This window comes from Psychrobacter okhotskensis (assembly GCF_013248965.1).
Taxonomy (GTDB): Bacteria; Pseudomonadota; Gammaproteobacteria; order Pseudomonadales; family Moraxellaceae; genus Psychrobacter; species Psychrobacter okhotskensis.
In genome coordinates this window covers 114,619-141,182 of the sequence record NZ_JABRVQ010000004.1, presented here as the reverse complement: position 1 = coordinate 141,182, position 26,564 = coordinate 114,619, and the positions used below count along the sequence as shown (strand labels likewise).

The following is a 26,564-nucleotide window of genomic DNA, read 5'->3' as shown; positions in this document are numbered from 1 at the left end:
CCCCTTTATGCATAGCGCCTACGTTCATACCGAGATTTGACCATGACCTCTTTATCTAGCCAGCCTACACCTGACACCAATGACAATACCAACGCCGTGCAGACTATTTTACGCACACTGCTTGATAGCCATCAATTTGACGCCAGCCAAATCAAGACCGATAGCGAAAGCCTAGAACATTGGGGCAAAGACTGGACCAAGCATTTCGCGCCTGCCGCCTCTGCCATTGTCTTTCCAAAAACCACTGAGCAAGTGCAAGCCATCGTCTTGCTTGCCAATGAGCACAATGTTGTCTTGACGCCAAGTGGCGGTCGTACTGGTCTGTCTGCTGGCGCGGTCGCGGCCAATGGTGAGATTGTGGTCAGTATGGATAAGATGAACCAAATCGGCAAATTCTATCCTGCTGATCGCTTAGTCGAGATTGAAGCGGGCGTGGTGACTGAGCAATTGCAACAATTCGCCGAATCAAAAGACCTCTACTACCCTGTCGACTTTGCTTCGGCAGGCTCTAGCCAAATGGGCGGTAATATCGGCACCAATGCGGGCGGTATCAAGGTAATTCGTTATGGCATGACTCGTCAATGGATTATGGGCCTGACTGTGGTCACCGGTAAAGGTGATATCTTGCAGCTCAATCGCGGCATGGTGAAAAATGCCACCGGTTATGACTTGCGCCAGTTGTTTATCGGTAGCGAAGGCACGCTTGGTTTAGTGACTCATGCGCAAATCAAGCTTGAGCGTCAGCCGCAAGATTTAAACGTCATGGTACTGGGCATGGACAGCTTTAACGATGTCATGAATGTGCTCTCTGCCTTTCAAGCACAAATTGATTTGACCGCGTTTGAGTTCTTTGATGATGTGGCCATTGATAAGCTGATGGCTCATGGTCAAGTACAAGAGCCGTTTGAATCACGTACCAAGTTTTATACCCTGCTAGAGTTTGAAGCACCATACGAGCCGATCATGGATAAAGCCATGGCAATATTTGAGCATTGCATGGAGCAAGGTTGGGTGGTCGATGGGGTGATGAGTCAGAGTCTCGCGCAAGCAGAAGAGCTGTGGAAGCTGCGCGAATACATCTCTGAGACCATCTCAGTATTTACCCCTTATAAGAATGACGTTTCTGTACTAATCAGCTACGTACCTGAATTTATCTCTGAGATTGATCACATCGTCAGCAGCAACTACCCTGACTTCGAAGTCTGCTGGTTCGGTCATATTGGTGATGGCAATTTGCATCTCAATATCTTAAAGCCAGAAAATATGAGCAAAGATGACTTCTTTGCAGAATGTCAAATCGTTAATAAATACGTATTTGAGACGGTACGAAAATACGGCGGTTCAGTCTCTGCTGAACATGGCGTTGGCATGACCAAAAAGCCTTATCTGCACTATAGCCGCAGCGAAACTGAGATTAATTACTTACGCGAAGTCAAAAAAGTATTTGATCCAAACAACATCATGAACCGTGGGAAGATTTTTGATATGTGATTAGGGTCTGTTGATTGATGGTTTAGCAGGAAGTAAACCATTTTTATGGTATAAAAAAGACGCTAGACTGAAAAGTTTAGCGTCTTTTTTGCTCTTAAGCTGGCAATGCATCACTTGTATAAAAGATTAAAAGCGTAAAAGTAGTTAATCTATAAGATGTTTATGATAAATAAAGCAGTACCAATGCGACCATCAACAATAGACTCAAACAACCTTGGACGATTAAAAACGCTTGGTGCGGCGCCGCGATATGGCGAAACATATTGCCCAAGGCATTGTAAGTAATACCGGCGGCTTTTATATGTGGCGGCGTATCAAAGGTTTTGATAATTTGTAAAAACTGCTCGGTGCGCTCAGAAGTCCAGCCATGCGGGGTAAACGGTAAAAAAGGAGACAACTGCGCGGCTTGTTTCTTGGTCGCTGGTGACCATAACCAACGCTCCAAAAACAACAAGCGCATGCGCCAATCAACAAAGCTGCGCTGATTGATGACTCGCAATAGCAATACTTCAATATTCTTGTGACGGCTATCCGCAAAAATGCGTTTTTGCAGGTCGAATACCTCAGATTTCTTGCCTTCGATACATTGTAAAAAATGACCATTGCCATAACATAAAGTACCAGTGATACCATGCTGCTCATTATGATCGCGAGCATGATCTTCTACTTCATCGAATATTGAGGCTTTTAGCCGTGCACTGAGGGTAATACTGCTGACATACACCAATTGTATCAGTGCGGAATCTTCTACGGTTTCTAATGTGTCGACCGTGCGCGTTAAGGGCGTCATAAAATAATCCTAAAAAGCCGCCCATAGGCCGCAAAACAAAACAAGAAAAACAAAGACTACGTCCAAGCTCATTCCAAGCTAAGCAGAGACAGCGACTCACAAAAACGTAGCAAATATTTACTACGTGGGACTGTCATTGATCCGCTACCTTGGTATGATGATTATCGAAATCAGCAGTAATAAGCCAAACTGGGACTAGCCAGAAATAATAAGAGATGTGACAGAACTTGGGCACTAGTAGAACAGAGGTAGTTTATTCAAGTACGATTGATACAGCTACTAATGAGGTCAGTATTCTTGAATAGAGACGCTTGCAAACCTACGAAAAACCCTTATCAAAATCTTTGATATGAGATGTGGTCTTTATAACTCATTGTAAATAAAAAGATAAATTATTGTAACGATTATATAAGTCGATTGGAATATTTTTATCGCCTTTGTTACACAAAAGTTTTTAGTTCTACTGATAACTATGGCTATTACCGCGCATACAGCGTTAACTTTACGACATTTATTGACAGCGAAGACAGGAACCTTATGAGTAAAATCGAAAAAATAGACGACTTTCACCTCACGATTGCTGAGATTAAGAAAAAAGATTATCCGCAGTTAAAAGCCTTGATGGATCGCGTATATGTGAACTTGGGCGGTGCATGGTCGAAGACTACTATTCATACTTTGATTGATGCGTTTCCAGAGGGACAGATTGCCCTATTTGACCACGATCAATTGATTGGTATCGTGCTATCGATGCGCGTTGATTATGCCAAGTTCTCTAACCCGCATACCTATGATGACCTGATTGGGCACAAAGAAATCATTAGAGACAATCCAAAAGGCGATGCTATTTATGGCTTGGATGCTCTAATTGACCCTGAATATCGTGGCTACCGTTTGGGTCGTCGTCTTTATGATGCGCGTAAAGAGCTGTGCCGCCAGTTAAACTTCCGAGCCATCTTGGCCGGTGGTCGCATTCCTAATTATCATAATCACAAAGACCTGACCCCTGGCGAATATATCGATGCGGTCGAGTCACGTGAAATCCACGACTCTGCCCTATCTTTCCAATTATCCAACGGTTTTATTGTTAAACGTATTTTGACGGCCTATTTGCCAGATGATGCTCAGTCTAAAGGTTTTGCGACGCTACTTGAATGGGCCAACATTTATTATGAGCCGCAAGACTATAAGCCAAACACCCGTAAATCAGAGGTGCGTATCGGTGGTATTCAGTGGCAAATGCGTGAGGTTGAATCGCCTGAGGAGCTGCTACAACAAGTGGAGTTCTTCGTTGATATTATGGCGGATTACAACTCAGACTTTGCTTGCTTACCAGAGTTTTTTAACGCGCCATTGATGGGTCTGTGTGAATCCACGGATCAAAACGTGGCCATTCGCTTTTTAGCCGGTTATACCGAATGGTTCAAAAACGAAGTCTCGCATCTGGCAGTCAGCTATAACGTCAATGTAATCACCGGCTCTATGCCATTATTGGACGAAGACGATACACTATACAATGTCAGTTATCTCTGCCGCCGCGATGGGACGGTTGAAGAGCAGCGCAAGATTCATATTACCCCGCATGAACGTAGCGCATGGGTCATCGAAGGTGGCGACGAGGTCAAAGTATTCGATACCGATGCGGGTCGTATTGGGATTTTAGTCTGCTATGACATTGAGTTCCCTGAGCTTGCACGCTTGTTGGCGCTTGACGATATGGATATTTTGTTCGTGCCTTTTTGGACAGATACCAAAAACGGCTATTTGCGGGTGCGTCACTGTGCCCAAGCACGAGCCATTGAAAACGAGTGTTATGTGATGATATGCGGCTCAGTGGGTAATTTACCGCAAGTTGAAAGCTTAGACATTCAATACGCACAGTCCTCTATTTTTTCACCCTCTGATTTTGCTTTTCCGCATGATGCGATTATGGCAGAAACGACAGCCAATACCGAAATGGTCTTCTTCTCAGATGTGAATTTGGATAAGCTCACTCATGTCCGTAACGAAGGCTCGGTGCATAACTTGCTTGATCGCCGTGATGACTTATTTAGCTTAAAATGGAAGAAAAAAGCCAAAATTCCAGCGAGTAAATTAACCGACGAAGAGCGTCGTGAAAATTCAGGTAGCGTCCTCATCGGTGATCCATTACAAAATCGCGCGCAAAAGCCTTAGGCGATTCGTATAAAAAAACCCTCTAACAAAATACTTTAATAAACGGCTGACTATTCAGCCGTTTATTTTTATCTATCGCTGGTTCAAGATAATTTAGATGTAAGGAAGGCGAATGAAAGTACTATATAGTCAAGGAATTTTAGAATCGCTACAAGGCGACCGACCGCAGATAGTACATTGAGTACCTCTAGGGCGGGTAACACCGTAGCGGTTTAAAAATGCTCTGACTATATATAGTAGACTGAGCGAGCCTGACAGCGTATCTAATTTATAGGGGATTGACTATGCCAAAGCAAAAAAAGCAGACACTATGACGACTGATAGCCAAAAGATAATTGAGACACCTAAAAAGACGTCGAAGCAAAGAACGTTGTCGATAGTTAAGACCATACTGTTATATGGCTTGATATTTGCGGTGATTTATAGCGCAGTCAATTGGTGGCGACAACCGGTCATGCCAGCCAATCCGCAACTGCAATTGACCGACTATCAAGGTCAAAGCATTGACTTAGCAGCGCTGAGTGAGGATAAACCGGCCCTGATATACTTTTGGGGGACTTGGTGCCCGATTTGTCGTGTGACCTCACCGACGATAGACAAGCTTGCAGCGGCAAATAATTATCCAGTGGTTACCATTGCGATTAAGTCTGGCTCAGATCAAGAGCTGCACCGCTACCTTAATGAAAATAGTTACCGCTTTACCACGGTCAACGATCAAGCAGGTGAGATATTTGCCGATTGGCAAGGACAAGTCACGCCTTCTTATGTGGTTCTAAAAGATGGCGAGATGACGCAAGGGCTGACCGGTATTCAACCACTCTGGTCGCTTAGATTGCGCTTGTGGTTGTCAGAAGTTTTTTAGCGCTTAGCCAGTTAGGTATAATCTAATAAATAGACAATCAAACTTGCCAGACCTATGCTTTAATGGACAAAGTATTTATGCTGACATCAATGATTGGTTTTAGTTAAAAACAGGACGATACTGGTCAGCTCTTTTTACCCTACCCATTTTGTCATATAATAGCTGCCGTTATCATATTCACTTTTCTAATTATTCTGTTAAAAATATTTTTTGTTGCAATCGTCTCATTAGCATTTATGATGGACGTAACTATTTATAAGCAACACGTTATAAGCTATATCTTTTAAGCAACACGTTATAAGCAACGTTTTCTAAGCAAAAGGCTAGCATCGATTATCAAATATTTGACCCCATATTATATTTAACCTTAAGCCTGAATTTCAAACGCAACCTCTAACCCTCATTTTAAAAGACGCCTTCTATGACTGATAAAAGCACTGATACACCAAGCCAAGATTATAAAGACACGCTAAACCTTGCCGACACGCCTTTTGCGATGCGTGCAAACCTTGCCAAACGCGAGCCAGATTGGCTGGCTGCATGGGAAGCGGATGATGTGTACGGCAAAATTCGTCAGGCGCGTACAGGTGCGACCAAATACATTTTGCACGATGGCCCTCCATACGCCAACGGTCAGATTCACTTAGGTCATGCGGTCAATAAAGTATTAAAAGACATTATCGTAAAGTCAAAAACCTTATCGGGCTTTGACGCGCCTTATGTGCCAGGTTGGGACTGTCATGGTCTGCCTATCGAGCAAAAGGTCGAAGCCAAGGTCGGCAAAGTCGGTCAAAAAGTCTCTGCGACTGAATTCCGTGGTCTATGCCGTGAGTATGCAAGTACGCAGATTGAGCTACAGAAGGCAGACTTCAAGCGTCTAGGTGTATTCGGTGATTGGGACAATCCTTATCTGACGATGAACTTCCATCAAGAAGCCAACATCGTACGCGCTCTTGCCAAAATTTATGACAACGGTCATGTGACTCGCGGTATGAAGCCGGTCAATTGGTGCTTAGACTGTAGCTCCGCCCTAGCTGAAGCCGAAGTTGAATATCAGGACAAAGTCTCAGATGCTATCTACGTTAGCTTTGATGTGCTCGATACCGAAAAAGTTGCCGCATTGAGCGAAATCGATGGTAATATCGCAGCCGTTATTTGGACGACGACGCCTTGGACGCTACCTGCCAACCAAGCCATCGCCGTACATCCCGAGCATGACTATAGTGTGGTGGCGACCGAAAAAGGCAACTTCCTACTAGCGACTGATTTGGTTGAAAGCGCACTGACTGCGTTTAAGCTCAGCAATGAAGGCGTATTAGCGACTGTATCCGGACGTGAGCTGGAAGGTCTACGCGCCCAGCATCCATTGATTGAAGATCGTCAAGTGCCATTAATTTTAGGCGATCACGTGACTACAGATAGCGGTACGGGCCTCGTCCATACCGCACCGGGTCACGGTCTTGACGATTATATCGTTGGTCTCAAATATGACTTGCCAGTTGAAAACCCAGTGAGCGGTACAGGCGTCTATTTAGACAGTGCAGCGGTATTTGCGGGCGAGCATATCTACAAAGCCAATCCAAAAATCATCGCCGCCCTACATGACAACGGCCATCTCGTTAGCCATACCAAGATTGAGCACAGCTATCCGCATTGCTGGCGTCATAAGTCGCCGATTATCTTCCGTGCCACGCCGCAGTGGTTTATTAATATGGAAACCAAAGGTTTACGTGAGCGTGCCCTTGCTGATATCCCAGCCGTCAACTGGACGCCAGCATGGGGTCAAAACCGTATTGAATCGATGATGACAGGTCGCCCAGATTGGTGTATCTCACGCCAGCGTACTTGGGGCGTGCCGATTGCCTTTTTCACTCATAAAGAAACGGGCGAGCTGCATCCAAATACGCTTGAGCTGATGGAAGTCGCCGCAAAAAATATCGATGCTGGCGGCGTTGAAGCTTGGTTTGATGCCAGCTGTGAAGATTACTTAGGTGCAGAAGCGGCTGATTATGATAAATCTACCGACACCTTAGACGTTTGGTTTGACTCGGGCACGACGCATTTTGCCGTCCTTGAGCAACGCGATGAATTGACCAATCCCGCTGATCTATACTTAGAAGGCTCTGACCAGCATCGTGGTTGGTTCCAGACGTCACTGCTTACCTCTGAAGCGATGTACGAGCGCCCACCGTTCAAGCAAGTATTGACCCATGGTTTTGTGGTCGATGAAAACGGCCGCAAGATGAGTAAATCACTGGGCAATATCATCACGCCGCAAGAAGAGATCAATAAAACAGGCGCAGACATGCTGCGTTTGTGGATTGCGTCGAGCGATTATCGTTATGAGATGAGCGCGGGCAAAACGGTCTTTAAAGGCGCAATCGATATGTATCGCCGTATCCGGAATACCTTGCGTTTTTTGCTTGCCAATACCGATGATTTCGATCCGATGACCAACAGCATTGATATCAATGAGCTGGTCAGCCTTGATAAATTCATCATTGAGCGTACGCAAATCGTGCAAGCACAAATCATCGACGCCTATGATGCGATGGACTTCCACCAAGTCACGCAACTTATTGCCGCGTTTTGCTCGCAAGACTTGGGTAGCTTCTACTTAGATATCATCAAAGACCGTCAGTACACGACCCAAACGGATGGACAGCCACGTCGCTCCGCGCAAACGGCTATTTATCATATTGCCCAAGCATTGATTCGCTGGATTACGCCGATTTTGTCATTTACCGCCCAAGAAGCGTGGGAAGTATTGCAAGGTAAAAACGGCAACGAAGCAGGCTATGTGTTTACTGAAGAATGGTATACCTTTCCAGAGTTTGAGCTAAGTGCTATCAGTACCGATGACTGGCAACGTATTATGCAAGCAAAAGATATCGTTAATAAACATATCGAAACGGCGCGCGGCGAAAAAATCATCAACGCTAACTTATCTGCTGACGTTGACTTATACGCCGATGGGGCGATGTATGAAAGCTTAGCTAAGCTCAGTGAAGAGCTGCGTTTTGTCTTGATTACCAGCAATGCGACTTTGAAGCCAATGAGCGCTGCACCTGCTGCTAGTCAGAATGACGCAGCAGAGCAAGCCGAGAACAGCACCAAAGAAGCGGCAGACTTAGTGGTCAATATTAGCGCTGCGACTGGCACTAAATGTGTACGCTGCTGGCATATCCGTAATGACATCGGTACCGATAGCGCACACCCTGAACTATGTGCCCGCTGCGTCACCAATGTCGCAGGCAATGGCGAGGTGCGCCACTATGCCTAATTCATCAAAAAACAATCTGCCACCTACTGACGTCGATAATTCGCCTAAACCTGCGCATGCAACAATAGGGAACTCAACGACGCCGAGAAGTCGCTTGACCAAAACGCCAAAAATGATTGCTAATGGCAGTCGTGCTTTTGTATGGTATTTGCTGTCGCTGGTCGTACTTATCATCGATCAAGGCACGAAATGGCTGGCTGAAACCAACCTGACTTTCCATGAGCCAGTACCCGTGATTGAGCCATTCCTCAATTGGACGTTGGCTTATAACTACGGTGCGGCTTTTAGCTTTTTGGCTGATGCTGGCGGTTGGCAAAAGTGGTTTTTTTCCGGATTGGCATTATTAATGTCATTATTCTTGATCGGCTATTTGGTTAAAGCGCCGCGAAAAGCCAAGCTGCTTTCTATCGGACTGGCCTTAGTATTGGGCGGTGCGCTGGGCAATTTAATCGATCGCTTGCTACATGGTCACGTCATCGACTTTATCCATGTGCATTATGCCGACGTTTGGCACTATCCTATCTTTAATGTTGCCGATATGGGTATTTGCATCGGCGTGGTGCTGATTGTGATTGACATGCTCTTTTTGGAAAAGAAGCGTGAGGTTTAACGATTATAATCGTAGATAGTTTTTAGGTTTAAAAGGTGGGTTTACAAATACGTAACCCATCTTTTCTTTTGCCTGTTATTTTTGATAAGTTACTGTGTTGGAGCTGATCATGCTATACGCTATTATCTTACCTAAGAAAGGCTATTCGACTAAAGCGCTGCTGGGATTGCTGACCGGCGACACTTCCAGCAGCTGAGTCTCATCAGCCTTTCTTAGATAAGGATAACCGCTACTATCAGGGCTAGCGGTAAGATTATGTGCTTGCAGATAGACGTCGTGGTTAAGTTTTACGAATTTATCATTACGAATGATTATTAGTAAGCTACAGCTTAGCTATATTTATATAATTGTTCCTTATCGGTGCGCTTGGCACACCCTACAAAAACTGCACTGGAAGTTAAACGTAAATAAGGAGAAGAGGTTTTCCATCTTGAAGGAAAATCTCTTTTATACCAAAGAATCAAGCAACTCTTTTAAAAAGTTCAAACCACCGCCCGCCAATATAAACAACAACCCCGCCATATTAATCACGACGGTTAAATAATAAGTGATACGAAACTCAGCCTTTTGTGACTTGTGGCGAAGATACGTCTGCGCGACCATCGCCCCGACCCAGCCACCAAGCGCACTTAGCAGATGCAAGGTTGACTCAGGGGTACGCCAATCTCCACTTTGCGCAGCCGCTTTGTCTTTGGCGTACATTGTATAAGTAATAACCCCTAATGCCGCATACCAAGCAACGACCAGCCAGCTTAACTTATCAGTGACGGCCAGTAAAATTAAAACCCCATAAAACCCAACGCCGAGGAACAGCCGTTTCTTTTGTCCAGCTTCAAACTCCGCTTGATGACTACGTTTTGCATTACGCTGACGGATTTGGCTGTTTTTTTGTGCCATTTTCTGTTGTACAAAGCTCAACTCTTGCACATCTTTTGCCTGCATCCGCCCTTGATTGTCTCGCCCAAGCGTAAAGACGACTTGCTCACCCACTTCAGGGCGACGGCGCGCTTTGAACTCATTGATATGAAAGAATACTGAATCGCCCTGCTCAGTATCAATAAAGCCAAAGCCCTTGTCATCTTGCCACTTCTTGATGTGGCCTTGTTGCTTATTTGCCATGCTTGCTCTCACCCTCATTTAGACATGCCAAATATAGTACACTATTTGCGTTACACTATTTACGCTTACAACCTTTCTTAGATGGCTTATCATTTCTTATACTTATGATTTCTTATATTAATTTTTTGACCTGACTTCCCAATCCCGCAACAGATGGCTTTTGACTATGACCGACTCGCAATTTATCAATCCCAATGAAGACACACGCATCACCTTTGGCAGCCTTGTAAAGCTGCATTTTGAAGTTTCCCTAGAGAATGGCACGGTGATTGACTCAACCTTTAGCCGCGATGCGCCAGTGACACTGACCATTGGCGATGAGAGTTTACTACCGGGGTTTGAGCAAGTGTTAATGAACCTGCGCGCAGGTGATACACGCTCTGCCCACCTTGATCCAGAGCAAGCGTTTGGTGATTGGAACCCTGACAATATTCAACATTTTAGCCGTACTCAGTTTGCGCTGGTCGCTGACAACCCTGAAATCGGCATGATGATAGAGTTTGAGGACAAAGGCAAAAACACCTTACCTGGCACTATTAGTGCCATCAGTGACGACGAGATAGAAGTAGATTTCAATCATCCTTTAGCTGGTCAATCTGTATTGTTTAAAGTAAAAGTATTCAAAGTAACACCGCCGGGCGTCACTGGTATCAAGCTAATGTAGTATAAAAATTGCTTTAGAGTAAAAACCTTATTTAGAATAAAAACAAGGATAAACAGATGCAATATCAAAAACTGCCACAAATTAATGAAGACGTTTCCAAAATCTGCTTAGGCACTATGACGTGGGGACAGCAGAATGACGAGACCCAAGCGCATGAGCAAATGGACATGGCGCTAAGCGAAGGGGTCAACTTTTGGGATACGGCGGAGATGTATCCCTCACCGCCAGACAAAGACAAGCAAGGTGATACTGAGCGCTTTATGGGCACATGGTTTAACAAAACCAAGCAGCGCAATAAAGTTGTCTTGGCCAGTAAAATATCACCGATGGATTTTTTACGCGACGGGCAAACACGTTTCACGGCTGAACACATCAGTAGCGCCATCGATGGCAACCTTGAACGCCTCCAAACCGATTATATCGATATTTATCAGCTACATTGGCCTGAACGCCAAGCGAACTTCTTCGGTCAGCGCGGTTATACAGCAGAGATGGCAGCGCAAAATTTGGACGATCTAACACCATTTTTGGAGACCATCCAAGCGTTAAATGACGAGATCAAAAAAGGTCGTATTCGCGCTTATGGGCTATCGAATGATACCGCTTGGGGTCTAATGCGTTATCTCTGGGAAGCGGATAGAAACGGTTTAATCGCGCCTATCACCGTGCAAAATCCTTACAGCTTGCTAAACCGCTTATATGAAGTCAATATGGCAGAGATTGCGCATCGTGAGAATGTTGGTTTGCTTGCTTATTCGCCGCTTGGCTTTGGTGTACTATCTGGTAAATATCTCGATGGTAAACGTCCTGAAGGTGCACGTCTCACTATGTATGATCGGTTTGCCCGCTATGTGAACGAGCAAGCAAAATCAGCCACCGTACAGTATGCCAAGATAGCGGCTGATGCTGGTTTAGATATGGCGCAAATGTCGCTAGCCTTTGTCAATTCACGCCCATTTGTGACCAGTAATATTATTGGAGCGACCAGTACCGAGCAACTCAAGTCCAATATCGACAGTATCGATTTGACCTTGAGCTCAGACGTATTAGACGCGATTGAAGCGGTACATACCCAACAACCCAATCCGTCACCATAGTGTATCAATTATACTTGATGTAAAACGTTGGTCTGATACAAATCATAATTCCATAAACTGAGATTAGGTTCTTTATAAGTTAGAGTACTTATATCAACAGCAAAAGGCGCAAATCGCTAGCATTATCACTGCGATTTGCGCCTTTTTTTGGCTGATTTTCTAATTTAACAAGCGATGCTTCAGATGATTATACTTTAGAAAATTATGCCTTAGGGTCGGTGGTTAACACCCGTGTGTGTAGCTCAGCCAAGCCTTCTTGCATACGTTTTTGTAGCAAGTCAGTTACTGAGCTCTTATTTAGACCCTTCGGATCTATTGGTTCTAGCGGCAATACATAAGCGGTCACATCCTTAGTATCAAGCACTTTTTTTAGGCTCTCTGTCATTGTCAGCTTGCCATAATACGGCAATGCTTCGCTTAGCGTACCGTCTTTATTGACATAAGCGATAACAATGGGGCGGACCTGTACATCTGCATCTATCGCTGCTTGTAACAAGGTACCATGAATGCGCTTGATTTTCTTGCCATCTGTGGTGGTCGCTTCTGGGAAGAATACCACCGAAAACCCTTTCGCCAAAAAGCTGGCTATCTGCGCTGCCACCGAGCCTGCATCGCCGGAACCGCGCTGAATAAACACCGTGCCTGCCGCATGAGCCAACTTGCCAAATACTGGCCACTCACCGATTTCTGCTTTAGATAAGAAAAAAGCCGGACTCACCGTGCCCACAACCGGAATATCCATCCATGACACATGATTGGATACCCATAGACCATGATGCTGTTGTACTGGCTCGACTTCGACGACCTTTACCCCAAATGAGCCGGCCATCTTGCGACAAAACGCTTGAATATAGCGTGGCAGCTTTTCGCGTGGTGGCTGTTTAAAGGCACCAATCCGCTGAGCGGCGCGTAGCCCTCCAGCGATCGTCGTGGTCATACCGGCAATCTGTTTGCCGCGACCCAATTGTTTTCTGAGTGAAAAGCCTGACTTAGCTTGGCTCATCTTCGTCCCTCATAATTGAATGTCTAGTTTTTGGATAGTGAAAAAACGAGCTAAGTATAACAAAATTCTGATGCTCAGTGATAGTTTGTTCACTCAGTGTTGTGAGCTGCTACTCCATATGTTCGTTTATATACTGGGTATTAAGAACTTTGAAAATTTGCAACGATAATGGCTGTAACATAAAATCATCGCTAATTATGCGAATACCCTTTAATATCAAGTGATAAGACCACATATATAGGGTCATCTGAACGTTATATCAAAGCTAGCTGAATGGATAATAGCGATTTATTTACTTTATTAATAGGTGATACTCTTTGGATTATTTTGACAAACATAAAGGTGGCGAACGCGCCATTATCGTACATTTAGACATCCGCCAAATTCAAGATCCTGACGATCTTAACGAGTTTGAGCTACTGGCAGATTCAGCAGGGGCTGATCGCTTGGCGTTGGTTACTGGCTCACGCCAAAGACCCGATGCCAAATTCTTCGTTGGTAGTGGTAAAGCGGAAGAAATAGCTGAACTGGTTCGTGAGCATGACGCTGATATCGTTTTGTTCAATCACAGTTTATCGCCGTCACAAGAGCGTAACCTTGAATCGGTGGTGCAATGCCGTGTACTCGATCGTACCGGTTTGATTTTAGATATCTTTGCCCAGCGTGCGCGTACTTATGAAGGTAAGCTACAAGTAGAGCTGGCGCAGTTGAACCATTTGTCGACACGTTTGGTCCGTGGTTGGACGCATTTGGAACGCCAAAAAGGGGGTATCGGCTTGCGTGGACCGGGTGAAACTCAGCTTGAAACGGATCGTCGCTTATTGCAAACACGGGTAAACCAGCTCAAAACCAAACTGGAAAAAGTTCGCCAAACCCGTGCCCAAGGTCGAGCCCGTCGGCAGAAATCTGACGTACCGACTATCTCACTCGTCGGTTATACCAACGCGGGAAAATCTACCTTATTTAACCGCTTGGTCGATGAAAACATCTATGCGGCGGATAAACTGTTTGCCACGCTTGATCCTACTCTACGCCGCTTAGACTGGCAGGGTGTTGGTCGTGTGGTTTTGGTGGATACCGTAGGTTTTGTCCGTCACCTACCGCATGAGTTGGTTGAATCTTTTCATGCCACATTGGAAGAGACGCTAGAAGCCGATTTACTGCTACATGTCATCGACTCATCAAGTGAAGATATGCATGAGCAAATCCAAGCGGTGAAAGACGTATTGGCAGAGATTGATAATGATGTGCCCGTGCTCAACGTCTACAACAAGATTGACCTGACAGATGAGCCTGCCCATATCGGTTACGCTAGCGAAGGTCAGCCCAATCGCGTCTATGTGTCATCTAGACAAAATCTAGGAATGGAGGAGCTGTCACTTGCGGTTCAGCAGCTGCTTACCGGTACCTTGACGACCTTTGATTTGACGCTGCCTTATACGGCTGGTCAATTTAAAAACACCTTGTATGAGCTGGGCGTTATCTTAGAAGAAAGCTACGATGATAATGGTCATGAGTGCCTAACGATTCGTCTGCCTAGCGAACGCCTAAAACAGCTGCTGGGTCAGGCCGACTTGAATCCTTTAGAGGTATTGCCATTAGCGCAAGCCACGCTACTGATGCCCATACTGGAAGAGTTCGAGCAGCCTGATGAAGAGGATGAACCGTCTATGACAGCAGCCGAAGAACAAGCGTTTGACGAATTTAATGCCCTCAACGCTGAGACATTAGATTCAGAGCAGTCTAAAGCGCTAGAAACGAAAATTCCAGATTCACAGACTTAAATAGCTGCCTAATACAATGATGGGCTTATTAATACAATTAGTTGATTGGTATATTATGATGGATGGTATATTATGATGGATGGTTTAGTATAATCGATTGCCCATCATAAATTATTAAATGATAAATGGACGCTATCAACGATATCGTCCATTTTTTTGACTTTTTTATGTCAGTGGTTTTTTAATAAAATCTAGCAGATCAATAACACGCCCTAGCAGCCCATAGGCTTTATTAGTTGGACCACTCTCTATATAATCGAGCTTTGTATAATCAACCAATCTTGCAGCCTAAAACTCGCGACACAAAATGCTGAGTGCTCAAGACTACTATCAATGTTAGCAAAAATATTCTTTTCTGCCATGCTCGTGGCTCTATGCCGACTCGCGCTTATAAATACACTCTCTCTGAATTGGCCAAAACTGCTTATGAAGTCCACTCATTCCTCGCGTATGCCCCTATGGATGTCCGTCATCCTAACATTGATCATGGTCATCTTTGTCCGCGAATCTGCCGTTATTATCTGTCAGTGGGCAGGTATCGAAAAAGCGGCCAATATCGTTGGCCTAGTCGCCATGTTCCTTATTTTGATGGTATGGCGATTACTCAAAGGTCTGCCCAGTTGGCTCACCCAAGCCAGCAACACTTTATTGGTCGATAGTGGCTTTGCTTTTTTGCCCGTGTCAGCTGGAGCAGGCTTGCTGCTATTTGCCTTAGGGGATGAGTTTTGGGGTGTGATGCTGACTATGTTGATCAGTACGCTCATTCCGCTATGGGGACTTGCTATCCTTGCCAATCACTGGCTAAGCAATAGCGCAAATACCAATACTACTCATAAGCAAGAACAGCAGCCTTGAGCTGTGTGACCAAGGAGATGTAATGACTTTTGATAGTGTATGGATGGCGACCCTTGCAGCGATATTATTGACCTTAGCAGCACACGTTATTGCCCGCGTACTGGCACGTAAGCTATCGTGGCTACCGATGGTGATTACCGCTTTGGGGCTTGTCCTTTTATTCTTATTCATCCTGCAATGGGATTACAATAATTATTATAGCGTTGCCAAGCCCGTATTTGACCATCTATTAGGGTATGTAACGGTACTGTTAGCCGTGCCATTAGCGGCGATGAATTTTAAAGGCTTACCAGTCAAGAAGCTGACCTTAATTGTAGCCATGGCCAGCGTTATTGGTGCGTTACTACCCATGTCATTGGCGTACCTGTTTTCCTTAAGTCATGACACTATATTGGCGTTTGCCACCCGTTCAGTCACTACACCCATTGGTTTGAGCGTCGCCGATTTGATTAAAGCGCCACTGGCCATGGCTAACTTGATTATTATTGTCTCAGGTCTAATCGGTGGTACTCTAGCGCGCTTTTTGTTTCGCAGTATCGATGATGATCGTGCTAAAGGTTTGGCACTTGGCTTGGCTGCTCATGCTTTCGGCACGGTAGAAGCTTGGCAAATTAGCCACACTGCCGGTCGTTATGCAGCCTTTGGTCTGGCGGTCAATGGTTTGGTCACTGCCGTGTGGGTACCTATTTTTATCAGTGCCTTTTCCGTTTAAGAGCGTTTAGAAAACCCATCACTATTGTGGCCAATTTTTCGTCTTTACTGATCATTTACCGTCGCAGTCCGTCTATTGAGGCGTTTGTATCAACTTAAAAACACTGAAGCAAGTATGCAATCGATGCGCTTAAAACCCTTAGTGTGTTGATTTTTTTACAAATTAAAGGCGGCTTTTGTGCTTTGTTCTGCTAATCCTATGCGCTAAAAAGTTATTATATGTTATAGTAAGCAACTATTATTTTTTGTATCTATCGCAAGTGGTTTCTTGTTAAGCGTGGTTATTGCTAGGTGGCTATCTTCTTTATAGCTATAAAATCCTACAAACACGGTAACCGCTTTAACGCGCAACATGACGCGCCTATAGGCAAAACAATTTGCTATTATTCGATAAAAAGTGATATCTCTATGATAAATATCTCCCCTTTGATTACCCGCTGTTTGTCTCCGCTTTTACTCAGCACCATTGCTAGTACACTTGCCTTCTCCACGCTTTCGATGACTGCTCACGCAGGCAATATGTATATCTATAAAGACAAAGGCGGACAAGTACTGCTCACCAATGTCAATCCTAGTGGCAACTTTGATAAATTTACCAAAAAAGTGAAAGTGACTTACTACAAAGACTCTAAGATGTATGATGGCAGTAATAGCAGCGGTAGTGATTATGGTAACAGCACAGCAAGTAGTAGCGGTAGCCGCAACGCTTATGACAGTTATATTCGCGCTTCTGCCGAGCGTAATGGTGTAGATCCTGCACTCATGAAAGCCATGATGCATACCGAATCCGCATTCAATCCCAACGCGCGCTCGCCTGTGGGTGCTCAAGGCCTAATGCAGCTAATGCCAGCCACTGCCCGCCGCTTCAAAGTGAGCAATCCTTGGAATCCTGCCGACAATATCGAAGGGTCTGCTAAATATATCGCTTGGTTGATGCGTCGCTTTAATAATAACGTCGAACATGCGGTGGCCGGTTATAATGCGGGTGAAGGTAACGTCGATAAATATGGTGGCATCCCGCCGTTTAAAGAAACTCGCAACTATGTCAAAAGCGTCATGAGCCGCTATCACAGCTTATATAAAAATGACTCAGGTTTGTCTGGTAGTAGCATGAGCGCCAGCAACAGCAATACCACTGCTAGTAATGGCATGCAAAAAGTCAGTTATGGCACTAGCAGCAATACCAATAGCGCCAGTTATGCCAATTCAGCGTATGCGGCCTTACGTTAATATAGTGACATAATGATCAGCGAAAAGTAATATCAATACATCACGCACTGCTGATATCAATTTTTCTTGCTTGCTGTGCCTGCGCAGACAGAGGATGCAAAAAATTGATATCAGCAATACTGTCGCGTTTTTAGGATGTTTTGACTATAACTGTTAATGATATAACTAAATCAGCAGACACAAAAAAGCCCGTTAATAAATAACGGGCTTTTTTGTGCTTGATTGCTTCTTATGTCAAACAATCTATAAGTACTGAGCAAAAACAAACTCAGCACTTACTGCATTTTAAAACTTACTTATTAGCTAGTGCTTGAGTTGCAGCAACTTCAGCAGCGAAATCTTCTTGCTTCTTCTCAATGCCTTCACCAACTTCTAGACGTTTAAAGCCAAGTACTTTTACGCCTTCAGCTTTCAATACGTCACCAACTTTTTTCTCGTTGTCCATGACGTATGGCTGACGCAATAACGTTACTTCGTCTAGGTACTTACGTAGGCCACCTTCGATCATTTTTTCAACGATGTTGTCAGGTTTGCCAGATTCTTTGGCTTTGGCTTCGATGATGTCTTTTTCGCGCGCTAGTACATCAGCAGCGACGTTTTCGTCATCGACGGCAACTGGGTTAAACGCAGCGATATGCATGGCAAGGTTTTTGCCAGTGTCTGCGCTGCCGCCTTCATAAGATACCACTACACCGATACGCAGGCCATGACGGTATGCAGCGATGTTAGCGCCTTCAAGTACTTCAACACGGCGAATCTGGATATTTTCACCGATTTTTTGTACCAATGATACACGTGCTTCTTCAACGGTTTGACCATCGCCATATGGTAATTCAGCGATAGCAGCAACGTCAGTCACGTTGTTCTCTAGAGCAATGCTAGCCACTTTTTCTGCAAATGCATTGAAGCTGTCATCTTTTGCAACGAAATCAGTCTGGCAGTTAACTTCTAACAAGAATGCTTTGTTTTCGCCTTGAGCGATGATGATAGCGCCGTCAGCTGCAATGTTACCCGCTTTTTTAGCGGCTTTGGCTTGACCAGACTTACGTAGGTTATCAATGGCAGTTTCGACATCACCGTTTGATTCTTCCAACGCTTTTTTACATTCCATCATGCCAAGACCAGTACGGTCGCGCAATTCTTTTACCATTTTGGCAGATACTTTTACTTCTGACATAAGAGTTACCTTTTATTATGTATGTGAGTATTGTTATGTATGTGAGTGCTTAACTTCTATTCAATATTTTTATACTGTTTATAAATATTGTTTACAGATACTGTATTTTATAAGTACTGTTTATCAATACTATATTGCTCTTGTGGTGATGAAAGTGCACATCGTTGATCGTGACAACTGAAGTCATTGTGATAGCAGACACTGAGTATCACGAGTCCAACTATAAGCGATAATACTCACCTAATAACGAGCAATTCATCAACAACAAGGCATGACGAGTAGAACTACATCATGCCTATTGTGAGCTTATACGCTGTTAATATCTTTATATGGATGCTGACAGAGTCACTATCAAGATATCCTTACAAAGGTAAACCTTTTGGGTCAGCTATTTATTCTGCTGGAGTGGCTGCTTCTTCGGTAGCCGCTTCAGCTGGTGCTGCTTCAGTAGCTGCTTGCTCTACAGGTTGCTCTTGATCAGCTTTGCCGCCTGCTTGAGTCTGTGCGTATTCTTTACCAGCAATAATCGCATCAGCCATAGAAGTTACATACAAAGTCACGGCACGGATAGCATCATCGTTTGCTGGAATGATGTAATCAACGTTATCAGGGTTAGAGTTGGTATCAACGATACCGATAACTGGGATACCTAGGTTCTTAGCTTCTTTAATCGCGATCGCTTCATGATCCACGTCTACAACGAAGATTGCGTCAGGTAGGCCGCCCATGTCTTTGATACCGCCTAATGAACGCTCAAGTTTCTCCATATCGCGAGTACGCTCTAATGCTTCACGCTTAGTAAGCTTAGCGAAAGTACCGTCTTCTGCTTGTTTTTCTAGCTCTTTTAGACGGTTGATTGACTGGCGAAGGGTTTTCCAGTTGGTAAGCATACCACCTAACCAGCGATGGTCAACGTATGGCATACCAGCGCGGGCAGCTTGTTCACGGATGATACCGCTAGCAGCGCGTTTAGTACCAACGAACAATACTTTATTTTTCTTAGCAGCTAAGCCGTTTACGTAAGTCAATGCTTCGTTAAACGCTTTTACCGTGTGCTCTAAGTTGATGATGTGAATCTTGTTACGGGCACCAAAGATATATGGTCCCATTTTTGGATTCCAAAAACGTGTTTGGTGACCAAAGTGAGCGCCGGCTTGTAGTAGGTCGCGCATTTCGATTTTGGTTGGATTCTTTGTAGCCATGTGAAATTCCTAGTGGTTGGGTTATGCCTCCACATCACAAAAACTGCCTATCTAGCGACACGCATTTGCTAATGATTAGTGCTGATAAATATCGCACTAACTTTTTGCAAATTAATCAAGTCGCCAAACACCCAGCAATTTTTTGCCATGATGTGTGTGTCATTGGTTGATGGGTTGGTTTAAAAAATGAGCTATGATCAGATGTAAAAAAAATACCTAGATCCAATCTATATAGCGAGCTATATAAATAGCTGCGCTGTATTTTATCATAAAAGTTAGAGTAATTCCCACTATTATTATACCGTGCTATTGCCTAACTACTCCGCATCATCAAGATTTAGATTGCGGTCTATCTGCCAGATTAAAAAGCAACCAAGACTCATTAGAGAAAACAGGGCGATACCAATCTTAAGTACCGGATTGACTGGAAATAGATTTAATAACAAACCGCCAAAAATACCTACTGAAAACATGAGCGAGCCTTGTAGCGCACTTGCCATACCTGCGCGGCGTTTTTGAAAGGCTAATGCAATTGCGGAGGCATTTGGCTGAGTCAAACCAAGACCAGCAATACAAAAGAAAATACAGGCCAATACCAAAGGCAGCCACGCCTCTACCCCAAAGATAATCCCTACCACAAACAAAATACCTGCAGAGATAACCTGCATCATCGCCCCAAAACGCAAAATACTTAGGATACGAAAGCGATTGGTCAGCCATTGGTTTAGCTGGGTTAAAGCGACAAAACCGGCTGCATTCATACCAAATAACCAGCCGAAATGGGTTGCTGACACTCCATAAGTATCCATGATTAGCTCAGAGGCCGAGCTAATATAAACAAACATCGCTCCCATCAAGAGACCGCCGCCAATCGCGGGATAATTAAAGGTAGGGTCTTTTAATAAATCCCAATACTGACTCAAGACTTCTTTGGCAGGGCGTACATTGCGGTTTTCTTCAGTCAACGTTTCAAAAAAGAAAAATTTGGTGAGCAACAGGTTAAGCGTACCAAAAGCGGCCAAAAACCAAAAAATAGAGTGCCAGCTAAAGAAGCGCAAAAATAGCGCACCCAGTGATGGTGCTAATATCGGCGCTAAGCCCATCACCAATATCATGATAGAAAAAGCTTTGGCAGTTTGCTTGGCAGTCAGGCGATCACGAATCGCCGCACGGGTAACCACTGCCCCCACACAACCTCCGAGGGCCTGAAAGGTACGTCCTGCAAACAGCACATATTCATTATCCGTCGTCGCACAGACAATCGAGGCGATAACATAGAGGGTCATACCAAAATATAGCGGTTTGACGCGGCCAATACGATCACTTAGAGGGCCATAGACCAGTTGCCCAAAGACCAAACCTAAGAAATACGCTGGCACCGAGTTGGCCATAAACGCGGTCGATACGCCGAAGCTCTTACCCATCTCGGGTAATGCTGGCAGATACATATCAATGGACAGCGGCCCTATCGCCACAATGAGCCCGAGCATCATAATCCAAGCAACAGGCAAATCAGCAGAGCGCACGCGTTCAGAGGCAAGCGGTTTATTGGGCAAGGAAGACTTTGGAGCAGACATAGTTAGACCGTTTTTTATGATGGTTATTATTTTATTACTCACGCTTTGCTTGGTACCAGCTTTTATTTGAGACAACAACACTAAGAATAAAAACAACTGGTAGCAAAAATAATAATGCCTATTTATGCACAGGTAAACAAGTTATGCGCAGCTACACAAGCAGACAGTGTTATATCTTACTATCTGCATGTATTTCAATAGCCATGTGACGTTAATAAAACAAACGCTAACAACAAAAACACTCTATCAAGAGAGTACTAATACTTTTTAACGGAATTGGCGCTTAGCGAATACGGTACTGGCTTGCTTGGATTTTCTGAGCGCAAGCTTACGGTTACGACCAAACATCATCTTTAACTGCCAGACTTTTTCTTGATATAACGTCAACGCTGATTGTTCATACATCGCATTAATGACCCGCTTACTGGCCAATACCGCATCTGGTGAACGCTCTGCAAATTCAGCAGCGAGCTGTTGTGCTTGCTCTAAAGGTGTCTCGCTACAATGACTGACGAGACCTAACTCTTTACCTTCGGTTGCATCAATCGTACGCGCACTCATCGCCAGCTCTTTTAGGACATCAGCGCGAACCACACCCAACGCCGATTGAGTCAATCCCATATCTGGCACGAGTCCCCACTTGGCTTCCATAATAGACAACTTGCAATCAGGATGACTGATACGAACATCGCAAGCCAGCGCCAGTTGTAGCCCTGCACCGATACAGTAGCCTTCTAGTACCGCAATAACAGGGACAGGCACATCACGCCAAACCAAACAGACACGCTGAAAAAGGCTCTGCCAAGGTTTTACCAACTCCCAAAGGGCAAATGCTTGGTTTTTTGGATGGTTTAAATCACCCAAATCGATACCGGCACAAAACGTCCCTTCGGCACCATTTAAAATCACCGCACGTATCGTCTTATCTTTACTGATGCGACCCGCTACTTTGATCAACTCATCGACCACCTGAAAGCTCATGGCGTTTTTTTTCTCAGGACGGTTTAAGGTAACGGTGAGAATGTGGTCAGTCACGCTCACTTGTAAGGTCTTATACTGATAAGTGGCAATCGCGTTCATAACAATCCTTATTAATAAATAAAATAAATATCCTGCTAATGAGGCCAATATTAACAGGGTTATATCTACCATACCCTATGAATAACTGACTGTCAGGATATATGACCCCTTTTATCGATCAATAAATGACAGCCAACTTGGCCCATAAATCCAGCAGGCTATAGCTGTCTTAAATCATTTTCCATGTCATATCATTTTCACTCAAACGATGATAATTCAGCTGCGGATAAGCCGATAAATCTAGCGCTTGTAAATTACTTAACGCGCTTAGCAATGCGTCATAATAGGGTTCAAGCATTGCAAACTGGGCGGGCGTGGTATGTTGGACATTCAATAAGCACTTGTCTTCCAAATCTTGGCTGGCCTGACGCAACTGCGGCACACCAGTATAGCGGCTACCACCTAAGATACGATGGGCAATTTGCGCAAGGGCACTACGGTCACGGGCATCCCACGCTTGAGTGAGGGCGCGTTTTTCCTCATTGATCGTATCAATCATCATAATAATAAGCTTGGCTGCGAGATCTGGTTTATTGGCTGAACGAGTCAGCGCATCTTGCCAGTCTAAGATATGGGAGCTGCTCGTATCATTAACGCTTAGGTCGAGGTTTATGTCGTCGTCCAATTTGGCCTGCGTGCTTGCCGACATCTCTTCATCTGTGTCGCTTGACACTTGGTAAGGAGGATACAATAACGACGCTTGGCGTTGTTGTTGATAGCGCAAACTTGCATAACGTGGCTGAGTTTCGCGCAGCGTTTCTCGTCTATAGTCATCACGAGGCTGGCTGTCTCGTAAGTAGTCATCACGGATTTTTTTCAATGATAAAGGGCGAGTAATTTTTTGCTGATTGATACCCTCGGACGCCTGATCACGATTATCGTCATTACCCTTAACTAGCGGATAAGCAGGCGATATATCATCTGGCAGCAAGCCTAAAGGATGATTTCGCGCATCAAAATCTTGCGAATTAAAATCTTGAGCATCAGTACCTTGTTGTGCATGGGCTTCTGGCATAGCGGTTAATTGCGGCACGGTCGTCGTGCGTCCTAGCCACTTTTGCAGCACTTGTAGCAACTGTGGTTGGCTAATAGGCTTACCCACATAATCATTGATACCGCTCGCCATCAGCTTGTCACGCTCGTCAGCCAAGCCATGGGCGGTCAAGGCAATAATAGGAATACGATTATCAGCATTTTCGATATTACGAATTTGTCGAGCCGCTTCATGCCCTGACATCCGTGGCATTTGTATGTCCATAAATATCAAGTCAATACTGTTTTTATCCTGATTATTGGTTTTATCCTGATTGCTGCCTTTGTCTTCATTAGCCTCTTCAGAATACCCAGAACTGCTCGTGGCTTTACCCACTTCGTCACGGGTTTCGGCTTTTGAGATTTGGGTCTTTTTGGATAAACTTTGCTTATCAGCTTTGGCTGTTTTGATATTTTTGGTTTGTTGTTTGCTGATGAGCTCTATGGCTTCAAAACCACTATTGGCCGTAATCACCTGAATGCCAAGCTCGCTGAGCAAGGCATCGAGCACCAGCAGGTTGGGCAAATGATCATCGACTGCCAGCACGGTCACGCCCTTCCAGCGCGGCTCTTGCATGTCTTTAGGGGCCCTGCGTTTTTGCGTATCGAGCATGGCATAGAGCTGGCGCTTGTCTAATGGCTCATACAATATATTGGCATGATAGCGGTTGAGTAGCGCTTGATCAGCGGCAACTTGATAGCCAAATACCGCCAGCTTGCCTTGGTAATGGAGGCGGATCTGTTTGAGTAATGCCATCATATCGTCTTGGGTGTCATCATCGACGATGACCCAATCCCAATAGTTACCGCGCTCTTTTAACGACTCAAGTACACCGGGTAATGAGTTGGCTTGGGTCAGCTTAATTGGTAGGTATTGCAAGCTGGCTTTGAGCACTTGGATGGACGCCGTATGATTGATCCATACCAACACATTAAACTCATCTGTGGCACTTGCCAGCGGCGCTAACACGGGTAGCGCAATGGTCTGACCAGTAGCGGCTTCTAGCACATCGACATGAGCTGGCATCCGAAACCAGAACGTCGCGCCTTGATTGGCGATGTTTTCTTGTGCATTATCATAAAAACCAATATCGCCGCCCATCAAACGGGTTAATTGCTTGGAGATAACCAAACCCAGCCCTGTACCACCATACTGGCGAGTGATTGACGGATCGCCTTGACTAAAGCTTTGGAACAGCATTTTTTGATCAGCTAAAGAAATACCTTTGCCGCTATCTTGCACGCTAATCATCAAGTAATTGTCGCGATGGTCATCTAAGCTGACGCGCACCACCACATCACCACTGTCCGTAAACTTAATGGCATTGCCCACGATGTTAGTCAGTACTTGTTTGAGACGCAAAGCATCGCCATTGACGCGCATGGGCACATCATTATAGAACAGGACCGCCATGCGTAGCCCCTTTTCTGAGGATACCGGTGACAGCATGTCGACCACATCATAAATGGTGTCATACAAGTCAAACTCATGGCGATCGAGCACCAATTTGCCCGCTTCGATTTTAGAAAAATCTAACACATCGTTCACTAAAGCGAGCAAGTGTGCCGACGATTTGCGTATGGTTTGCACATATAAGTCTTGTTCAGGATTGAGCTCACCATGACGCGCCAGCAAATTAATAAAGCCGTCAATACTGTTGAGCGGCGTGCGTAACTCATGGCTGATATTGGCCAAAAACGCAGATTTGGCTTGGCTGGTTGAAATAGCGGCATCACGTGCGTTTCTTATAGAGATGTTTTGCATTTCCATCTCATCAAACGCCAAACGCAAGTCATCTTCGGTCTGCTCGGCGTGGTCTTTAAGCTCTTGAAAGCTACCATGTAAGCGGCGCAACGTCCTGACTAAATCCTGTTGCAACAAATTCAGCTCGCCATTTGACTCAACCGGAATAGGTTGGTAGAGATTGTCAACATGGGTACGTTGTAACTGCAAGCGCAACTCATAAATCGGTGCAATCCAACGTTTTGAGTAAATATTCAAACTCAGCAGTAATATCAAAATAGTGAACAAGCCCGTGATGACTAGCGCCATGGCAATACGATACCGAGCAATATAAAGCGGCTCATTGTCCATATCAATCATTAGCCAGAGTTGCTGACCGTCAAAATCCCCAAGCATACTGCCATAGGCGTTACCGATAGGTGTTGGCTTTTGCGATAAAAACTTGCCGGTCGTTTCGATCATAGGCCACACTTCTTCAACGCCATAACCTACCGTTGCGAGTACTTGATTGTCCTGATTAATAATAGCAATACGCTGGACATGCTGCTCAGACTGTATACGCCCAAGCCTCTCTTGGATACCACCGAGCGTAGTGGCAGCTCTTTGCGATGCTTGATCTGCATTGCCAGCATTGACCTTACTGGCTGCTTGTTGGCGCTGCTCCAATAATTCAGGAATACGCTCAGCAATCGTGGGTGTATAGCGGATGAGCACCGCCTCTGCCAATGCTTCTTGCTCTGAGTTGCTGGCACGCATCGTCTCATAAAATACCAGAGTACCGCCAACCGCTGCTAATAAACAGATCGGTAAAAACACCAATATAATCAGCTGGCCATAGGCGCTACTGGTATCAAAACGTTTTTTGTATGCCATGCTGGGTTGACTCTCCACTGATATTTTTACAATAAATACGTATGCTGTTTTCACTTATTACGCCGCAGCCTATCACTGACGCTCGAGATTATCTTAACAGGATTTTATGAATGGCTGTTAAACATTCATAGCGCTTATCTTAACCTTTATAACGCTTATAAGAGAAACATCGCTCATTGATAACACTGACGTCTGCAAGGTTTAA

Annotated in this window: 19 protein-coding genes; 11 read left to right on the top strand and 8 right to left on the bottom strand. The window is 44.8% G+C overall.

The genetic code is table 11. The annotated features are described in order from the left end of the window. The first annotated feature begins 42 nt into the window (after positions 1-42). Positions 43-1,491 carry an FAD-binding oxidoreductase gene (locus HQR03_RS03705; RefSeq protein WP_173239188.1) on the top strand — a complete coding sequence of 483 codons (1,449 nt, stop codon included), beginning with the start codon at positions 43-45 and terminating at the stop codon, positions 1,489-1,491. A gap of 160 nt (positions 1,492-1,651) precedes the next feature. Here HQR03_RS03705 and HQR03_RS03700 read toward each other — a convergent pair whose 3' ends face one another. Continuing rightward, complete coding sequence (locus HQR03_RS03700) at positions 1,652-2,281, bottom strand: BLUF domain-containing protein (protein ID WP_173239187.1); 630 nt, start codon at positions 2,279-2,281, stop codon at positions 1,652-1,654. A 537-nt stretch (positions 2,282-2,818) separates the two neighbouring features. Here HQR03_RS03700 and HQR03_RS03695 point away from each other — a divergent pair. The 4 genes from HQR03_RS03695 to lspA all read left to right on the top strand — a co-directional run bounded on the left by HQR03_RS03695 (position 2,819) and on the right by lspA (position 9,211). After that, positions 2,819-4,456: a carbon-nitrogen hydrolase family protein gene (locus HQR03_RS03695; protein WP_025650935.1), complete on the top strand. Its 1,638-nt coding sequence runs from the start codon at positions 2,819-2,821 to the stop codon at positions 4,454-4,456. Positions 4,457-4,766: 310 nt separating this feature from the next. Further along, the gene (locus HQR03_RS03690; RefSeq protein ID WP_025650934.1) at positions 4,767-5,318 is read left to right on the top strand and encodes a protein disulfide oxidoreductase; all 552 of its coding nucleotides are present in this window, start codon (positions 4,767-4,769) and stop codon (positions 5,316-5,318) included. A 421-nt stretch (positions 5,319-5,739) separates the two neighbouring features. Continuing rightward, entirely contained in the window at positions 5,740-8,601 is a 2,862-nt protein-coding gene (gene ileS, locus HQR03_RS03685; RefSeq protein WP_173239186.1) for an isoleucine--tRNA ligase, read from the top strand. Continuing rightward, a complete protein-coding gene (lspA, locus tag HQR03_RS03680; RefSeq protein ID WP_173239184.1) occupies positions 8,594-9,211 on the top strand; it encodes a signal peptidase II in 618 nt (205 codons plus the stop codon). Before ileS ends, lspA begins: the two co-directional genes overlap by 8 nt. A gap of 447 nt (positions 9,212-9,658) precedes the next feature. Here lspA and HQR03_RS03675 read toward each other — a convergent pair whose 3' ends face one another. Beyond that, entirely contained in the window at positions 9,659-10,330 is a 672-nt protein-coding gene (locus HQR03_RS03675; RefSeq protein ID WP_173239182.1) for a DUF1294 domain-containing protein, read from the bottom strand. Positions 10,331-10,496: 166 nt separating this feature from the next. Between HQR03_RS03675 and HQR03_RS03670 the strand changes: the two genes are divergently transcribed. Both HQR03_RS03670 and HQR03_RS03665 read left to right on the top strand, forming a co-directional pair. Beyond that, positions 10,497-10,994, top strand: coding sequence for an FKBP-type peptidyl-prolyl cis-trans isomerase (locus HQR03_RS03670; RefSeq protein ID WP_101211820.1), 498 nt, complete (start codon positions 10,497-10,499; stop codon positions 10,992-10,994). A gap of 56 nt (positions 10,995-11,050) precedes the next feature. Further along, positions 11,051-12,091: an aldo/keto reductase gene (locus HQR03_RS03665; protein ID WP_101211819.1), complete on the top strand. Its 1,041-nt coding sequence runs from the start codon at positions 11,051-11,053 to the stop codon at positions 12,089-12,091. 202 nt (positions 12,092-12,293) lie between these two features. Here the strand turns inward: HQR03_RS03665 and HQR03_RS03660 are convergent, their stop codons facing one another. Then, positions 12,294-13,094: a lysophospholipid acyltransferase family protein gene (locus HQR03_RS03660; RefSeq protein ID WP_173239181.1), complete on the bottom strand. Its 801-nt coding sequence runs from the start codon at positions 13,092-13,094 to the stop codon at positions 12,294-12,296. Between the two features lie 317 nt (positions 13,095-13,411). On the opposite strand from HQR03_RS03660, the gene hflX reads away from it, so the two are divergent. The 4 genes from hflX to HQR03_RS03640 all read left to right on the top strand — a co-directional run bounded on the left by hflX (position 13,412) and on the right by HQR03_RS03640 (position 17,674). Continuing rightward, positions 13,412-14,878 carry a ribosome rescue GTPase HflX gene (hflX, locus tag HQR03_RS03655; protein WP_025650927.1) on the top strand — a complete coding sequence of 489 codons (1,467 nt, stop codon included), beginning with the start codon at positions 13,412-13,414 and terminating at the stop codon, positions 14,876-14,878. A gap of 426 nt (positions 14,879-15,304) precedes the next feature. After that, the gene (locus HQR03_RS03650) at positions 15,305-15,733 is read left to right on the top strand and encodes a CidA/LrgA family protein (protein ID WP_101211818.1); all 429 of its coding nucleotides are present in this window, start codon (positions 15,305-15,307) and stop codon (positions 15,731-15,733) included. Positions 15,734-15,755: 22 nt separating this feature from the next. Further along, the gene (locus HQR03_RS03645) at positions 15,756-16,445 is read left to right on the top strand and encodes an LrgB family protein (protein WP_173239180.1); all 690 of its coding nucleotides are present in this window, start codon (positions 15,756-15,758) and stop codon (positions 16,443-16,445) included. A gap of 407 nt (positions 16,446-16,852) precedes the next feature. After that, positions 16,853-17,674 (top strand): lytic transglycosylase domain-containing protein, encoded by an 822-nt coding sequence (locus HQR03_RS03640; protein WP_173239178.1) that lies wholly within the window; start codon positions 16,853-16,855, stop codon positions 17,672-17,674. A 292-nt stretch (positions 17,675-17,966) separates the two neighbouring features. Here HQR03_RS03640 and tsf read toward each other — a convergent pair whose 3' ends face one another. The 5 genes from tsf to HQR03_RS03615 form a co-directional block, all read right to left on the bottom strand. Further along, the gene (gene tsf, locus HQR03_RS03635) at positions 17,967-18,851 is read right to left on the bottom strand and encodes a translation elongation factor Ts (protein ID WP_025650923.1); all 885 of its coding nucleotides are present in this window, start codon (positions 18,849-18,851) and stop codon (positions 17,967-17,969) included. A gap of 392 nt (positions 18,852-19,243) precedes the next feature. Next, positions 19,244-20,053 (bottom strand): 30S ribosomal protein S2, encoded by an 810-nt coding sequence (gene rpsB, locus HQR03_RS03630; protein WP_025650922.1) that lies wholly within the window; start codon positions 20,051-20,053, stop codon positions 19,244-19,246. A gap of 317 nt (positions 20,054-20,370) precedes the next feature. Further along, positions 20,371-21,630: a multidrug effflux MFS transporter gene (locus HQR03_RS03625; protein WP_173239176.1), complete on the bottom strand. Its 1,260-nt coding sequence runs from the start codon at positions 21,628-21,630 to the stop codon at positions 20,371-20,373. Between the two features lie 267 nt (positions 21,631-21,897). After that, complete coding sequence (locus HQR03_RS03620; protein WP_173239175.1) at positions 21,898-22,710, bottom strand: crotonase/enoyl-CoA hydratase family protein; 813 nt, start codon at positions 22,708-22,710, stop codon at positions 21,898-21,900. Positions 22,711-22,879: 169 nt separating this feature from the next. Continuing rightward, positions 22,880-26,359 carry an ATP-binding protein gene (locus HQR03_RS03615; RefSeq protein ID WP_173239174.1) on the bottom strand — a complete coding sequence of 1,160 codons (3,480 nt, stop codon included), beginning with the start codon at positions 26,357-26,359 and terminating at the stop codon, positions 22,880-22,882. Positions 26,360-26,564 lie beyond the last annotated feature (205 nt).